Source organism: Sphingomonas adhaesiva (genome assembly GCF_002374855.1).
Classification (GTDB): domain Bacteria; phylum Pseudomonadota; class Alphaproteobacteria; order Sphingomonadales; family Sphingomonadaceae; genus Sphingomonas; species Sphingomonas adhaesiva.
In genome coordinates, this window is record NZ_NWVC01000018.1 from 1 (window position 1) to 15664 (window position 15664).

At 58.7% G+C, this 15664-nt stretch carries 12 protein-coding genes and 1 pseudogene; 2 read left to right on the plus strand and 11 right to left on the minus strand.

Going from position 1 to position 15664, the window contains the following annotated elements; all coding sequences use genetic code 11:
• Window positions 1-129: 129 nt before the first annotated feature.
• A pseudogene (locus COA07_RS17120) lies at window positions 130-486 on the plus strand (integrase core domain-containing protein); the annotation flags it as partial.
• Between the two features lie 667 nt (window positions 487-1153).
• Here the strand turns inward: COA07_RS17120 and COA07_RS18105 are convergent.
• The 11 genes from COA07_RS18105 to COA07_RS17170 form a co-directional block, all read right to left on the minus strand.
• Window positions 1154-2413: a tetratricopeptide repeat protein gene (locus COA07_RS18105; RefSeq protein WP_141396569.1), complete on the minus strand. Its 1260-nt coding sequence runs from the start codon at window positions 2411-2413 to the stop codon at window positions 1154-1156.
• A complete protein-coding gene (locus COA07_RS17130; RefSeq protein ID WP_066712053.1) occupies window positions 2385-4595 on the minus strand; it encodes a GumC family protein in 2211 nt (736 codons plus the stop codon). The genes COA07_RS18105 and COA07_RS17130 overlap by 29 nt, the downstream gene beginning before the upstream one ends.
• Window positions 4596-4609: 14 nt before the next feature.
• Window positions 4610-5254: a polysaccharide biosynthesis/export family protein gene (locus COA07_RS17135; protein WP_245842218.1), complete on the minus strand. Its 645-nt coding sequence runs from the start codon at window positions 5252-5254 to the stop codon at window positions 4610-4612.
• Window positions 5255-5371: 117 nt separating this feature from the next.
• Entirely contained in the window at window positions 5372-6586 is a 1215-nt protein-coding gene (locus COA07_RS17140; protein ID WP_169924245.1) for an O-antigen ligase family protein, read from the minus strand.
• Between the two features lie 170 nt (window positions 6587-6756).
• A complete protein-coding gene (locus COA07_RS18110) occupies window positions 6757-7998 on the minus strand; it encodes a hypothetical protein (RefSeq protein WP_141396571.1) in 1242 nt (413 codons plus the stop codon).
• A 78-nt stretch (window positions 7999-8076) separates the two neighbouring features.
• Complete coding sequence (locus tag COA07_RS17145) at window positions 8077-8982, minus strand: glycosyltransferase family 2 protein (protein WP_066711400.1); 906 nt, start codon at window positions 8980-8982, stop codon at window positions 8077-8079.
• Window positions 8983-9040: 58 nt separating this feature from the next.
• Entirely contained in the window at window positions 9041-10057 is a 1017-nt protein-coding gene (locus tag COA07_RS17150) for a glycosyltransferase family 4 protein (protein WP_066711401.1), read from the minus strand.
• Complete coding sequence (locus COA07_RS17155; protein WP_169924246.1) at window positions 10054-10929, minus strand: glycosyltransferase; 876 nt, start codon at window positions 10927-10929, stop codon at window positions 10054-10056. Before COA07_RS17155 ends, COA07_RS17150 begins: the two co-directional genes overlap by 4 nt.
• 182 nt (window positions 10930-11111) lie before the next feature.
• The gene (locus COA07_RS17160) at window positions 11112-11864 is read right to left on the minus strand and encodes a class I SAM-dependent methyltransferase (RefSeq protein WP_083956891.1); all 753 of its coding nucleotides are present in this window, start codon (window positions 11862-11864) and stop codon (window positions 11112-11114) included.
• A 27-nt stretch (window positions 11865-11891) separates the two neighbouring features.
• Entirely contained in the window at window positions 11892-12764 is an 873-nt protein-coding gene (locus tag COA07_RS17165; RefSeq protein WP_083956892.1) for a class I SAM-dependent methyltransferase, read from the minus strand.
• A gap of 105 nt (window positions 12765-12869) precedes the next feature.
• Window positions 12870-14129 (minus strand): right-handed parallel beta-helix repeat-containing protein, encoded by a 1260-nt coding sequence (locus tag COA07_RS17170; protein ID WP_066711404.1) that lies wholly within the window; start codon window positions 14127-14129, stop codon window positions 12870-12872.
• Between the two features lie 98 nt (window positions 14130-14227).
• On the opposite strand from COA07_RS17170, the gene COA07_RS17175 reads away from it, so the two are divergent.
• The gene (locus tag COA07_RS17175; RefSeq protein ID WP_141396572.1) at window positions 14228-15484 is read left to right on the plus strand and encodes a lipopolysaccharide biosynthesis protein; all 1257 of its coding nucleotides are present in this window, start codon (window positions 14228-14230) and stop codon (window positions 15482-15484) included.
• Window positions 15485-15664 lie beyond the last annotated feature (180 nt).

Consider the following 15664-nt stretch of genomic DNA (forward strand, 5'->3'; position numbering starts at 1 on the left):
AATACCAGCATCCCGATCTCGCCGCCTGACACACCGCCAAGCGAACAGCCTAGACCACCGGGATGAGGGGTCCCTTTTCGACGCCGATCACCCCGTTACCGGGGTCCCTTTTCCACGCCGATCCACACTGACGTGGTCGAGACGCTCGACCGCGTTGCCGCGGCACACGGTCGTCCCAAGCGCATTCGTCTGGATAATGGCCCGGAATTCATCTCGAAGGATCTCGACCTGTGGGCGTACCAGCATGATGTGGTGCTGGACTTCAGCAGGCCCGGAAAGCCGACCGACAATGCGTTCGCGGAAGCGTTCAACGGCCGGGTGCGGGCCGAATGCCTAAACGCATACTGGTTCTTGAGCCTGGACGACGCACGGGTAAAATGTGAGGCGTGGCGGCGCGATTACAACGAGCACCGTCCGCATAGCTCCCTCGGCAACCAGACCCCGATGGAGTGCGCTTTTTCGTCAGGGCAGGCATGCCTGCCCTGACGAAAAGAGAGCCGGTTTTCTCATAAAGACCGGGCCAGAGACGGGGTGAGGCTCACAATGAGCCGGCCTCCAGATCCAGGTGGATGAAGAAACGGGGGGCACGTCACTACGAGCGCACCATTCACGCCTGTCGAACGCTATCGGCCGCATCCTCGACCTTTATTCGCCATAAGATACGCCAACTACTTCATCACATGCGGGTATGATGCAGACTGATCGAAAATCGCTCTCATCATCCGCCTAACAGACCTGCGCACCAAACCGTGAAGCATCGCCAGCCTGTGGCATCACGTCTCAGCCCCGATACCTAGCGCCCAAAAACTCTGGGGAACAGGAAAATGGTGGGCCTTCTATCGGCGCCGCCTGCCGCCGGTCCGCGTCTCGGCTTCTGCTACCGCGAAGGGGTCGGCCGCACCGCCCTGTGGATTATAGTAACGGTCAAGGCGCGTCCGGAGCCGCGATTGTACTCGGTTCTGCACCCTCGTGGACAATCGTTCCAGTGGTTGGACATCGAAGTTTCCGCTATCCGAACGCTCCTGTCGCGTGCCTATCTCGCCCGATGCAGACCTAGCGACCTTTCCAACCCCGATCGCAGGGGCGACCGCCGTCTGGGCGCAAACAGCGGTCGCCGTAAGAAACGGCGCGATTGCCGCAACGATCGCAAGCCTCATGACGCGGGCCGCACAACGACGCGCTCGATCCGACCCGCCTGGCCGGCGACCGCGTCGTTGGACCGGATGATCAGCTTCAGTAGCTGGGTCGGGCAATCAGCCGGCACGACCAGACGTCCGGCAAACCGCCCTGTATTCTCTTGGCTTGGCGCTACTTCTATTCTTCCGATGTCCCTGCCATCGCCGCAGGAAATGGCCCAATAGGGACCAAGGCCCGTCGGCTGCACGATGTTCCGGCTTCGGCCAACGAGTTCGTAGGTGCCGGCAGGAAGCACTTGGAGTTGCTCCAGTACCAAGCCGCCCATTCCAGCGGACGCCGCATAATCGAACCCATCCGGTCCGGTGGTCGCGGTAATCGATCCGTTGTCGACGACGCTCCAATCGAGCACCGAGCCGTCGCTGGTAGCGAACGCGAAGGTTGGGTCGCGCGAGCGATCGCGCCGGGCGCCCGGATGCAGGAGCGCGTAGTAGGCCCACGACTGCGCAATGCTGCCACTACCAACCAGGTCGTTGATGGCGAAGTTGCTGGCCCGGACAGGCACGGGCACCCCAGCGCGGCGAAGACCGATGAACAAGGACGCAAGCGATTGAGGAGTAGGGCTGTTACCAGCGGCATAGTGCAGGAACGCCGGTGCCCATTGCGGGCGCGCTGCGAGGGTCCGGATCAATTCGGCGCGGATAGCCGGCTCGGCGCTTGCGGCCGCAAGGATCGGAAACAGCGTAGCCGCCTCACTCGGCGTCGTCCGTAACGCGATGTCATATTGGCGAAGCGCCGCTGGAATGTCTCCCCGACTGACCGCGTCCTCGATCATCCATCGTTGCGTTTCGGGATCGCGGCGGGTCAAGCTGCTGGCGTAGCCGAACCACCGACGCGCGTCGGCAATGTCGCCGCGATCCTGTGCGTTGTCTCCAAGGGTCGCTACGGCGCTAACGGCCGTCGGATCCTGTTGGAGCGCGCGACCTGCCAGTTCACCCGCTTTGCGACGCTCCGCAGGTGTAGGTGTAGCACCAGACTCCACCAACGTCGCAGCGACCAGCCCGGCGATCCGCCCATCATAAGGTGCCAGCATGTAGGCGGCCTGCGGATTGGCACGCGCGATGACCTGTGCCAGCGAGAAACTAACGGCGACTCCACCCAGACAAAGCGCAGACACCGCCAGCGCGAGCCTCACCGTCCATTCGGACCGGCTGCGCCGTCTGATCGCGTTGCGACGACCGCCTTGATCGTTAACCCTTCTTTTCGCGACCATAGCCATAGCCGTAATCATAGCCATAACCGTAATGCGCCTTGCGCGCCTCGAACTTCGTGAGCACCCCGCCGAATATCCGCGCGTTGGCGCTCGCTAGTCTGCTCAATGCGGTCTTTACAAGGGTCGATCGTATTCCGTGCGATTCGACGGCGTATATCACCCCTTCGACGCGCGCAGCGATCAGCGGCGCATCCGCCAAGCCCATGACCGGCGGGGAATCGATAATCACATGATCGAATTCTTCGAGCAGGCGCGTTATCAGCAGTGACAAGCGGTTTCCGGTCAGCAGTTCGGCCGCGTTCGGAGGGATGGGACCAGCCGACATGGCGGTGAAGTTCAGGTCGCTCATCGTGAACGTCAGCGACTCGATCGCGTCGTCGCCCGTCAAGAAATTGCTGAGCCCCCGATCATGATCGACACCGCCGAGGTGATGTACCGACGGTGAACGCATGTCGCCATCGACGAGGATGACGCGGCGGCCCGCGCGGGCCAGCGTCGTCGCGAGTGCCAGTGCCGTGGTGGACTTGCCCTCGGCCGGCCGCGTCGACGTGATAGCAAACGATCGCGGTACCCCGTGCTCGGTAGTGAACGCGAGATTTGTCTGGACGGCGAGATACGCGTCGACCAGATCAGACTTGCGATCAAGCAGTTCGTCACGTGGCGATGCCCCATCCTCGACTTTTGGAACCGAGCCGAGAAGCGGCAGGCCAAGCCGCCGTTCAATCTCCGCCGGATCGGCGATCGCTTCATCCATCTGTTCGAGCGCAAACGCGGCTAGAGCGCCTAGCCCAAGCCCGGCGAGTAAAGAAATCAAAAGGTTGAGCAGAAGTCGAGGGCTCGACGGTTTCTGCGGCGTATCGGCTATGTCGACGATTGAGATGTTGTTGACGCCCACACCGCCCGCGACCCCGATCTCCTTGAATCGCTGCAGCAGACCATCATACAACGCGCGATTTGTATCAACTTCCTGCTGATAGATATTATACTGAATGCTACGTCGGCGAAGGTCGAGGTAGTTTGACTTTAGTTGATCCACCTTCGCTTTCAGCGCCTGCTCGCGATCGGCCGCTTCGCGATAGTCCGCCTGCAGAGAGCCGGACACCCGGCCTTCCTCACGCGCGATTGACCGATCGAGTTGATCGATCTGGGACTGGATCGCGCGCGCCGCCGGATAGGCAGGTTCAAACTGGACCATCAGACGTTGATAGTCCGCCGAAAGTTCGGCACGACGTTGCCGCAGATTGTTGATGGCCACGTTGCGGAGCGCTTCGGTCGACGCACCCGCGCGACCCGCCTGCCGATTGCGGGCCTCAGCTTGGATACGGTCGGCGGTCGCTTGGCTGAGCGCGGCGTTGAGCGTAGCAAGGTCGTCAGCCACGATGGATCGTTCAGACGTCACCGCACCGTTACCAGCATTCTGGGCCGGGAGATTGATGATCCCCTGGCGCGACGCATAGGCCACGAGCTGACGCTGACTTTCATCTAGGCGCTCTTTTTGAAGCCCCAGTTGCCGCTGGAGCAAGTTTCGCCCGTATGACGTCGCCTGAACCTTCCGCTCCAAGTTCGTCTGGATGAAATTATCGGCCCAAGCGTTGGCAATTCGAGTGGAGAAGTCAGCATCTGGGCTTGTAAAGCTTATGTCGACCAGCCTCGAAAGACGCGTCGGATTGATCGAGACATTCTTGAGAAGAAGTTCGCCTGCGATCCGCTGTCGTTCGGCACGGCCAGCGGCATTATAACGGCCGTTAATTTTAGCAAAAGCTGGCGTTTGTTTCGTGTAACCGAGCAGCTCAAAAAATGACGCATCGTCCACGAGCCGCATCTGGTTCGCCACCCGCTCGGAGAGGGCTCGGGACCGAAGAAGTCCGTATTGGGTCTGGTAGAATTCCTGATCCAGGACGCCCGCCTCCCGATCGACACCCTGAAAATCGGTAACCCGACTGGATTCGCGCGCGATCTCGACCGTTGCCGTGGCCGTGAATTTTGGCGTCATCAGCAACGTTATGACTAAGCCGATCAGAACGCAGGCGGCAATTGCGCCGATGATGACATAGCGCCAGCGCATGGCGATCCGCAGATACTGGCGAATCATCGACATTCGGTCGGTTTCAGCCGGGCGCAACGCCGCCAAGGGCACGGGGTCTGTCGGCCCAGCCATCCCGACCGGCTTTGAAGTCACCAAATCCATCAAATGAGCAAACCTTACTGAAGGACCGCAATCAGCGGAGCGGCGAGGAGCGGCGCCAGCGACACGAAATCCCTGAACAGACGACGCTGTGGCGAGTCCCCGACGACGACCACGTCATTGGCGTAGATAGCGGGATCGTCATAAGCGCCTCGCCGGATCGCCCCGATATTGTAAAGGCCTGCCATCTTGCGGCCATCGACCGTGCGCAAGATCACAACGTCGTCCTCTCGCGCATATTCGGACAGCCCCTTGGCAGAGGCGATAGCGCGTAGAAGCGTCATTTGGTTGGTCACCGGATAAAGCCCCGGTTCGACGACCTGACCATCGATCGTAACCACTTGGCTGACCGAACTCTTGATATTGACGGTAACTTCGGGGTTACGAACATAACGGCCGCGCAGTGCCGTCTCGACCGCCGAAGCAAGTTCCTGGGCAGTCTTGCCCCGGGCGTCGACAGTCCCGATCAGCGGCATCGCGATACGCCCACTGGCGTCGACCTGCATTTCCCGACTCAGATCCGGGACGTTGAAAACATCGACCTGGATCGTGTCGAGCGGGCCAATCAGCGCCGGCCGATCCGAAGCCGTCAGGTCCTGACGCGCGGGTGCGGGCAGTATCTTGTCGCCATCCAGAACCGTCAACCTGTCGGTGGACAGCATTGGTTCGCGGTGAACGCACGCCGACATGATCGCCAAGGCCGCCAAGGCGACGAAAACTCTAGTCATGCACCTACATACCGGCTTTGCGAGGAGGCCCGCCTATAGATGGCATCCTGCTCAAGGTAAAGCAGCCTCCGCATCCGGTCGCGGACGTTGCAGCCAAAGCGCGGCGATCACCATCACCGCCATTATCATCGGGGTGCGGGCGGGGTAATCCACGACGCTGGAAAGGAGGACAAGCAGCAGAATCGCGGATCCCATTCGTGCACGCACAGCCCAGCGCGTTGGGTGATCGCGCCATGCCCGCCAGCTCGCCGTCGCCCACCAAGCGATGGCGACCAACAACAGGATCAGCGCCGGCAGGCCACCATCTAGCACCAATTCCAGCAGATCGTCATGCGCGCGGTTGAAATAGGTCGGCTTCAGGAGGGCGAAGGGCTCATGAATCCGGAAGAGCGGATCAAACCCTCCGAAACCGGCCCCGAAAGGGAAATACGTTCGTGCCATGTCGAAAACCACCGGCGCCGCTCGGACGCGCATGTCCTCACCGACCTGCAGCGACATCGCTCGCGTCACTGAACGCGCCCGGTCGCCCTGAATGCTAGCCAGCAACACGCCGGCAAGAAGAGTAACGGCCAAGGTCGCTCCAACTCCTATGCGCATACGCCCCCATGAGCCGAAACGGGCGTGCCAATGCGGGAATGACACGACGCATCCCGCCGCCAGACCCAAGCCTCCGAGGATCATACCGGCTCGCGAGCCACTCGCGAGAATCATCAGTAATAACATCACGATCACGCCACCGCCGACCGGCCATCGCCACGCCCAGCCTGACCTATGTTGCACGATCCAGAGTGGCGTTAGCGCAAGCCCGGTCGCCAGGAACAACGCAAAATGATTCCGATTGGCAAACAGCCCGCTGATCATGTCGGGAGTTTCGTTGATGAACGGATTGTCGAACCCTCCGCCGGAAAATTGCACTACCCCGACGAACATTGATGCACCGACCAAAGAAAGCAGTAGGGCCGGCATTCGATCCCAATCAGCGGGCTCCAAGCGACGCATCAACGTCCACACCGTGAACGGGACCAGCATCGAAAAAGCCGCATTTATCGTTGCTCCCGGCACGATCGACAAAGGCCGCCAAACCGCGCTGTTGCCGGCTGCTTGAACAAAGAAGCTTCGCCCAGGCAACGAGGACCAGACCGGAAAAGGCAGCGGAACGAGTTGCACCAGTGCCAGCAACAGCGCGGCAACAAGCAGCCTCCCGACCATACCCAACGACCGCTGACGTGCCGGGGCATGGACCAATGCTGCGACCGCCAACGCCACACAGGCCGCGCCTCGAACGACCGCCTGACCAAGCATGTCGGCACGCGACGCACCGCCCACCACCAGAACAACGAACAGGAAGATGCACAGGGTCAGGAACGGGCCGTAAGGAACTTGTATGGGCCCTTGCCGGCTCCCGTGCCCTTGCTTGGACGACGATCGCGGCCTTCTCATCGCGGCGTCACCAACGCATCATCTTGGACGGGCCCCAGTACGCGATCCCCATCGGAACGGCGACCTAACCCAAAAAAAGAGAAGATAGCCGTCAACGCGGCCCCAATGAGGGCATGCTCTAACAAATAATTGCCGCTACCCGCGGCAAATAGATTTCCACCCGAAAGATATATACTCATTATGAACCAAAATATCGTTGGTGACTCGATCATCTTGTTGAGGCAATATGCAAGGCCGATGCCGCACAAAAACTGAACAAATGGAACGACTGCAAAAGAAAACCATCCAAAATCTGCGAAGTATAATCCAATACCGAATGCGGGGGCGCCTTGGTCAAGCGCAAACCAGCTAGGAAAATATTGCTCCGCCAATCGAAATTCTCCAAAACTTTTCGGCTTGTTGGGCCATATCGCTCGCGGGATTTTGGGTATCCACAACATTTCCGTGGAAAGCTGCCCACCATATGGCGCGAAGGATTTATCCTGGACGATCAAGGCGCCATTTCTGTTATAGTCGGAATAACCAGCCATCGTCAGAACGATGTTCTCAACTTCTCCCCGATAATTCACAGTAAACAGAACCGTGGCCATACCAGCAAATGCAATAATATAGATTGCCGATCGGGTCACCGAATATTTGAAGCCTTCGAAATATACTTTATATATTACAAATATTGAGGCCAGCACAAAAAACTGCCCCTTAGTGCCCTTAAGATACACCAATGGGAAAAGCGCTAAATAAAACAGCCACCCGTTCTTCTTACTCGACATAAGAAATATTGCATAGGCAACGAATGACAGCAAGGACGACCCAAAGGTATTTAGTCCGTAACCGGTCCTGGTAAGCTCATAAATGCGTCTTGGCTCTGTGATAAGATAGCTGAATTCCCTCAGAATAGGCATATAAAGAACCCAGGCAAGGACAAGTACGATCCATGCCGCACCAAGATATCCAGAGAGATTAATCTTTCGAGCAGGATTGTTCGGCTGCTTTATGACAAGAAGACCGACGACGAAGGCCGCATACCCGACAAAAGACAGCAAATTGATGATAGCCATAGAGTTGAAGTCATAGACAAACATCCTGAGATAATATGATATTGGCTCAAGGACGAACTCAATGGCAAATTTTAGTCCGGTGTAGATGGTGATTGCATTGACGAACGACCCGACCTTGCGTGAGTAGAACACGTACAAGGCCGCTGTCGCGAGGGCAAAAAAGGCAAACATGAAGCTCATGTCAGGTGGTCGTCTCGTACGTGATGCGGCCAAAGCCACAAAAGCAAACCTGTAGAGCAGCGCCGAAGCGAGGACGTGTCATTTCCAGAATCCCCGATGCATGGACATTCGGCGCTTTAAACGAAGCGGAATAACCCCCTCAGCTTGTCCCGCCTTATAGCCGATGAGCTTGACGATGCTGCGTAATAGGCTGACCGGCCAAAGTGGCAGTTGTCGGGCGCCGAGAAACCGCAGTTCAGAGACGACATAGGCGCGGCCCTCACTTCCCGCCCCCCCCAGACTGGCGCGTATCCATGGCTCCTTCGCGTGGAACACCCCTAGATCGAAGTATCGCCGAAACTCCTCCATGATCGAATAGTTGTGCGAATGCCGGCAGGCTGTCTCCCCGTCATACGCCACCTTCCACCCGGCGAGGATCATGCGAGCCGCCACAAACATGTCTTCGGCCAAGATGACGCTGCGGGGAAAGCCACCCACATCGATGAGCGACTGTCGCCGATACGCGGCAAACGAGTTCGACATGAAAGCGGCCTTCAGCCCAAACCGGCGGGCCGACGCCTGATCGACGATCCTGCGCTGCACGGGATAATTGAAGGCTCGCGCGTGTTGCGCGAAGGGATTCGCGTCAAGGTGAGGGATTTGGCGCGCGCAGACGGCGCCGATCTGCGGATTGTCGAAATTGGCAACGAGCCTTTCCAGCGCGTCCGGGGAAGCAAGTTCCGCGTCTTGGGTCAAGAAAATCAGGATGTCATAATTCGGCAGCTGGTCGACTACCATCTGGCGAGTTCCGCCATGGTCAAAGTCCCGACTGGCGACGGAGAAAAACAGGCTGGCATGACGGAGCGCCAGCTCTTCCGTTCCATCGGTGGAGCTCGAATCGACGATCACGAGATCGTAGGCGAGCGTTTGGTCGACCAACGACGCTAACAGTCGCGCGAGATCGTCGCGGCCGTTGTACGTCGGAATGATGCAGGCGGTACGCATGAATCGGTCTTATCCATTCGATGGCCGCCGCGGCGGGGGCACAACGGTGTGGCCCTTATCACGTCCCGGTGAGAACCTGCCAGTATCGAACCGCGCACCGGTCCCAGCTGAACTGCGTCGCGCGCTCCAGGCCGGCCGACCGCAACCGGGCGCGCAGGACGTCGTCAAGCGCCACGCGATCAAGCCCCTCGGCGATTTCCTCAACCGACAGCGGATTCACGGTCAACGCCGCATCGCCCGCGACCTCCGCCAGCGCCGTCGTATTCGCCGTCAGGACCGGGCAGCCGGCGGTCATGGCCTCGACGACTGGAAGCCCGAATCCTTCATACAAGGACACAAAGATCAAGGCCCGGGATTCCGCATAGGTCGCCGCCAGCTCGTCATCGGAGAGCCAGCCTAGATAGCGGACCCGATCGGCGACCCCGGCCTGCCGAACCAGTCCGTCAATGGCGGGATCGCATGCCCCCGTTAGCCACAGCTGCCCCCCGCGGGCGGCGAATTTGCTGCGCCCGAACGCTTCTATCATCCGGTCTATATTCTTGTACGGGCGGCGATTTCCCACATACAGGACGTAGGGTGGCGCCTGCGTCGCGCGGTCATGCGCCGGTAGGCGGTCCATGGCGGTGACGCCGTTGTGGACCCGGATCACGCGATCGGGTGAGATAGTCGCCCACAATAGAATTTCCTGACGCGTGTATTCCGACACGGTGAAGACACGATCGACGTTCGCAAGCAGGGGCCGAATAATGCGATTGAAATAGAGCCGGTGAGCCGCGCTGTAGCTGTGCAGATGCGTGAGATCATGAATCGTGATATAGATGCGTTTGCCCGGAGCGCGAGCCATCGGCGGCATAAAGCCCGGCGACCATATCACGTCCGCGTCGACACCGCGGGCCGCGATCGCCAGGTCGACCGGCGTCAGCAAGCCGGCATTGGCTCGGCCGCCCCGGATTTCCACAACCCGAACGTGATCCGGCGCCCTGTTGATGATCTCATGCGCCATCCGGGCAATTCCGCCGTCACGCAGCCAGCTGGCATCGATCGCGACCGTAAGCGGCCGATTTCCGCGCGTCACCGCCCTCCTCCTTCCATGGCCATCATCGCCTTGTGATGATGGTCATTGAGCAGGTCGAGCAATTCGCGCCTATCGGCGAACCGTTGCGTACGCGGGAGGATCCCGCGGAAACCATCAATATTGGTTCCGATCGCCGGAATCCCGGCTGCCTTCATTTCGCGCACGATCATCGGCTCACCTTCCCAGCGGGAATTCATGACAAGCAGGTCGCGTCGACCCAGTCGCGGCCCAAGTCGCTGGCGTGGCACCCACCCATGGAAAACAACGTCAACATGTTGGGCTTCAGCGGCCCGCGCTTCTACCGCCGGTCGGTCCGGGCCATCGCCGAATATGTGAAGTTCGCGATACGGGTTACGTGGATCATCAAGGAGGTCGATCAGTCCGGTCACGTCTTTCTGCCCGTTGTCAAGTCGCCCAACGTAAATCAGCCGCGGTCCATGGTTCGACGAGGGAGGAGCAACGGGCTCGATGACATTGCGCACGACGCTCACCGGTCTGCGATAGTGACGTCTGATCAGCCGAGCCTGGACGCGATTTATCGTGACAAAACTGTCAATTGCCGTGACGAACGCTCGACTAGCGCAATTGTATATTCGCCCGACAAGGCCGAATGCCCGGGCACGATCGACGTACATCGGCAGATATGCCGTGATTTTTAGATCCGCCCGCCCAAGTTTGACAGCGCGGGCGGGTGCGACGCAAGCTTCGATCGTCCCACCGCTAACGATCACCTCTGCGCAGTCCACGATTTCCGGACACAGCGTGGCGCTCAGCTTTCGGCTTGCCTGCCACTGCCGCCATATCTTGCCCTGGCAATCGAAAGGCACGTACCGGACCGTGAAACCCTGGTCCACAAAGAAGCGCTGAGCCACGGGTGATGTAACCACCATAACGACGGGCCCGACCCGCTCCCTGGCCCGCACCAGGTGAACTAATTGCATCTCATGCCCGCCGACAAGGCCGCAATTGACCACTACCGCAAGGCGGCCAGGGGCTGCGGCCTGCACCGTCGCCGAGGCAGGCACAGGCATTTCCGAATTTGCGCGACGCGGCATCACGCGGCGGCGGCTGCCGCATCCAACGGACGATCGGCCTGGATCACCAAATTTGAATAGAAAGTGCCGTCCTCGGGCAGGATACGGCCCAGTACTATTGCCGCCAGATTCATCACGGCGGCAATCGGCACGCGCACCACCTTGCCGAATAGGCCAAACGGCCGCAACAACCGTAGATCTATATAGGCAAGCCACAGCTGCTGGATCGCCTCCACGCTGGCATTGGTCTTTTCGATGGAGTGAACCACCATGCCGTTGCGTTCGATTACTGATCGAATTCCAAAGCTTGTGTAGCGCGCAAAATCATACGGAGCTTCGTGCTCTCCCCAAGCGAACGGGAGGGTCAGCAAAATTCTACCGCCTGGCCGGAGAACACGTTTAAGCTCCTGCAATAACTCATCGATGTTGAAAACGTGCTCAAATACTTCGAATGCAACAATTGCATCAAATGCGCCGTCATCAAAAGGCAGTTTATGACCGTCATAATAAATGTCAACGTTGCTGTCAGCATGGTCGTGGCCAGAAACCGCAATGTCGACCCCAATATAGCTCGTGCAGGCACTAAAGAGACTACGATATGGCTTTGAGCCACATCCGAAGTCTAAGATATCACCCCCCATTTCTTGAGCAATGGGTTTGAGCTTCTTGAATAGGGCACGGCGGATCAGGAAAGTACTCTGATACAGCGCAGCGATAGGATGCGGCAGGAATTGCCACCGCCGGGCCAGACTTACTTCGTTCATTTCTTGCATCTCATGACACCGCTACCGCCTTTGCGCTCAGCGCAGGCGCTCGCCAACGACCATGACGCACTGGCCGGTGACATGTGATCCCCGCCGCAGCAAAGGCCCCAGTGCGAGCGATCCGACACGCAGCATCTGACGAATGATGCGCGCTTTCAGCGAAAAATCGAAATGCCGGCGTCCCCGCGGCGCGACCGTCGCCTCAAGCCAGTCGGTCACGTGGATCGACTGCAAGGGCTCCTTCCAGACGATTGGATTGCCGAAACCGTTTTGCGCCATCAACGCCGCGATCGCATCAGCCGTCCACCAACTGATATGATGCGGTGGATAATTAAGGACGTGGTTGGGACTGTTGGTCATGTAGCCGTCCATATCGGGGGTCGTCACGATCAGCCGACCGCCAGTCGAGACGCGCCGCGCCGCCATGTCGAGGAAGGCTTCGGGGTCGGGCACGTGCTCGAGGACCTGGAAAAGGGTGACGACGTCGAACGCACCTTCAGGCTGATCCTCAAGCTTTTCGAGCACAACGTTGCGCCCGTGACGCTGCGCGTCGGCGACCGCTTGCGGGTTGAGCTCGATCCCCTTGTAGGTCCCCTTGCAATAGGCGCTAAACCTGCCGGGGCCGCAGCCCACGTCGAGAACACGCTCACTACGGGAAACATAGTCCTTTGCCGCCTGGAACTCGGCCTTCTCGCCGTCGTCATAACCGATCCGTTCCATCAGTTCCGAATAGAACTGACTATCCCCCGGAATAGCGGGACGAAATCTGAAATAGCCGTACGGAGTCACCTCTTCGAGGACCACCGAGTCCTGAGGAACCAAGCGGGAGACATCGATGGAAAATCGCTCCTTATAAATACGCACGATATCCTTCGAAGGAATCGGATCACCAACTACAATTTTGGCCATTGCCTTCGATGTCTCCAAGCTGAGCGCGTCGCACGCCGATAGAGGGGTGATCGGGTCGGTGCAACCGCCAGTTTCCCCGCAAAATTCGGGTCTAGTGGGCGCATGTCATCTGGCGAGCAACTCATTCCCGACAGGCACGACCGGCGAACGCACATTGTCGGAAAAATCGCTTCCGACCACGTGCCCACCAGTACTGGATCCGGTAAAAGATAGACCGAATTCCTGCGTTCGCCCCTCGCCATTTCCGGAGACTGCCGAACTGATATGCACGTCCCTGCTGCTGTAGACGAGGATACCGGCCTTATTGGGACCGGAGGCGACGTCAACAGCGCCGGAGACCGCCGTAAAGCGATCGACAACGACGCGATCACTGTGGTCGATAAACAAGTTCTGACGGCGGTTGCGAACCGCCATGCATTCGTGGATCATCGTTCCCTCGGCCTGGACGACATAGAAGCCTGTAGCCTTATTCTCCCACGCCCGGCAGTTGTGCAGGACGAAACCCGTGTCGACGTTCCACGGCGCGTCTGTTGCCCCGCGAATGTCGAATCCATCATAGCCGTTGTTTGATGAGCGGCAGTCGGTCCAACTGATGAAGCGCACGTCTTCCCCACTGCGCTGCCGCTGTGTCGTGAAACCTGACTGCCCGTTTCCGTAGGCGCGGCAGTTCTTGTACTGGATGTCCTGCCCGGCGATCACGACAAATCCGTCCTGAAGGTGGCCGCGCGAGACGACGCCCAGGAGCCGAATGGCACGGGCGTTGTTATAGACTCCCACCCCTTCCTGCGCTCCGGAACAAACGACGTCGCGCAGGATGACGCCGCGGACACCGCTTAGATAGACTGCTGTCGAGCGATAGCCCTGCATGTCCAACTGGAGGTTCGAGATCTCGATGTCGCGGTCGATGCGTGCGTCGTGACTTTCGATGGTCAGACGCGAACGGGTCAGCCGCCCACCTGAGATTCTGGCCGACGCGCTGTCGAACAGCTGAATCGCAACGACCCCGTCCGACCGCTGGCTCGCCTCGATGACCGGATTCAGCAACGTTACCCCGTTCGTGCCCCGCGCATCCAAGACGGCCTGCCGGATCGAAGCATCGCGGGCAACCACAATCCGTCCGCCATCGAAGCGCACGGTCTGACGGGAACGCAATCGGATATCCTGAAACACGACAATGGTCGTATCGACGACGATCTCGGCCAGCCCTGTGTCGATGGCACGCTGTAAAGCCGCCCCATCCGCTCCGAAGGTCGAAACCCTGACACCAGATTCCTCGGCGGCCCCGGCGTCGCACTCACCCAGAACGACGGCATAGCCCGTACCGGCGCACAGAAGAGCAGAACCGAGAAAGATGCGTCGCTTCACGATTTTCCTCGCGATTACCGGCAACCGGATGCCGGCTTGTCATTTGAAACGCCTCACTATACCGGTCATCAACCGCCGGACAGACAGAAGAGGCTTAGTTGCAAAGCGTCGTTTCCGGCGGACTTCGGCTGGGCAGCCTCTCCCTGCGCATGGTGCTGATGCTATTCATGGCACGGTATCTGACGTTCGCGGATATTGGCGCCTTCTCGCTAATGGTTGGCACAACCGCCCTTTTGCCCGGGGCCGTGGGTCTGGGGCTGAGCTATTTCGTCAATCGGGAGGTTGTTGGCGGCGATACGCAAGCTTCCCACCTGCTGGCGCGGGATCGGTTGATCGTCACCTTCGTCTGCGGTGTTGCCTCCGCGCTTGGTGTTGCAATGTTTGCAACGATCGGCTTACTCGACCTTCCCGTCGATCTGCGTATTTTCTGTGGGATCGTCATACTGGAGATGATCGGCTTTGATCTTCAGCTGCTGTTGATCGCCCGTCAACACCCTGGCTTGGCCAATTTTCTTCTTTTTCTGCGCACAGCCTCCTGGATTCCTGCTTTCATACTGGCATCATATCTCGATCCCGCCCATCGCAACATCGACTTCCTGAGTACGACATGGATAGTCGGTGAAATACTCAGCATGACTGTCGCCACTATCGCGCTGCGGCACGTCTTCCGTGAAGAAATTTTTGTAAAGCCCTTCAATGTTATGTGGCTACGACAACAGTTTCCACGGGTACTTCCGGTATGGATTAGCGACTTCTCTTTAGCGGTCGGCCAGAACGTGGACCGCTTTGTCATTTCCTTTATGATTGGCGTCAAGGCGGCTGGAATCTACTTTTTCTTTTTTGCTATCGGAAACGCGGCGTTTCAGATCGTACAATCGGCGACCATCCAGCCGTTCATGCCGCTAATGAGGCAGGTGTATAAATCCAGTACTAAAGAAGTTTTAGACACCTTCATCCATCAGTCAGTGAAAAAGGTCGTTTTTTTCTCTGCGGCCATCATGGCCTGCGCAGGCGTTGGGAGTGTTTTACTGGTCATCGTTCTGAACAGGCCGGAGCTACATCATTATATGTATTTGATTATACCAATAATGGTTGGTATGATGGCGAAGTCCGTCAATGAGTGCCTAGGGATAGTAGATTACGTCACGGAGAACGATTTTCGCTACATCGGCTTGAACGTCCTTGCATTGGCGGTAACCGCTGTCGTTCTGTCCCCGAGCACGTGGCTTTTCGGTCTTATGGGTGCGTCCGCCTCATTCCTGATAACGATGACGTTCTTCGCTGCCCTGCGATGGAGAATTTGGCGTCGCGCCGCGGTCGCATTGTCTGAGCCCAAACTCGTCGAGGATAGCTAAAGCAGGTTGCTGTGAACCTCGCTGAACCGCCCCGGGTTTGTCGGAGGCCCCAGCTCCTGAGAGGAAGGGTCTATGACGAGCAAGACGACGAACAAGTTCTCGCCTGAGGTTCGCACCCGCGCGGTGCGGATGGTGCTGGAACACGAGAAGGATCACCCGTCGCGGTGGGCGGCGGTAGTA

Coding starts and splice junctions, on each gene's coding strand:
- COA07_RS18105 (WP_141396569.1), bottom strand. CDS start 2,413: ATGGCTATGGTCGCGAAAAGAAGGGTTAACGATCAAGGCGGTCGTCGC.
- COA07_RS17130 (WP_066712053.1), bottom strand. CDS start 4,595: ATGGATTTGGTGACTTCAAAGCCGGTCGGGATGGCTGGGCCGACAGAC.
- COA07_RS17135 (WP_245842218.1), bottom strand. CDS start 5,254: ATGCTGTCCACCGACAGGTTGACGGTTCTGGATGGCGACAAGATACTG.
- COA07_RS18110 (WP_141396571.1), bottom strand. CDS start 7,998: ATGAGCTTCATGTTTGCCTTTTTTGCCCTCGCGACAGCGGCCTTGTAC.
- COA07_RS17145 (WP_066711400.1), bottom strand. CDS start 8,982: ATGCGTACCGCCTGCATCATTCCGACGTACAACGGCCGCGACGATCTC.
- COA07_RS17160 (WP_083956891.1), bottom strand. CDS start 11,864: ATGCAAGAAATGAACGAAGTAAGTCTGGCCCGGCGGTGGCAATTCCTG.
- COA07_RS17165 (WP_083956892.1), bottom strand. CDS start 12,764: ATGGCCAAAATTGTAGTTGGTGATCCGATTCCTTCGAAGGATATCGTG.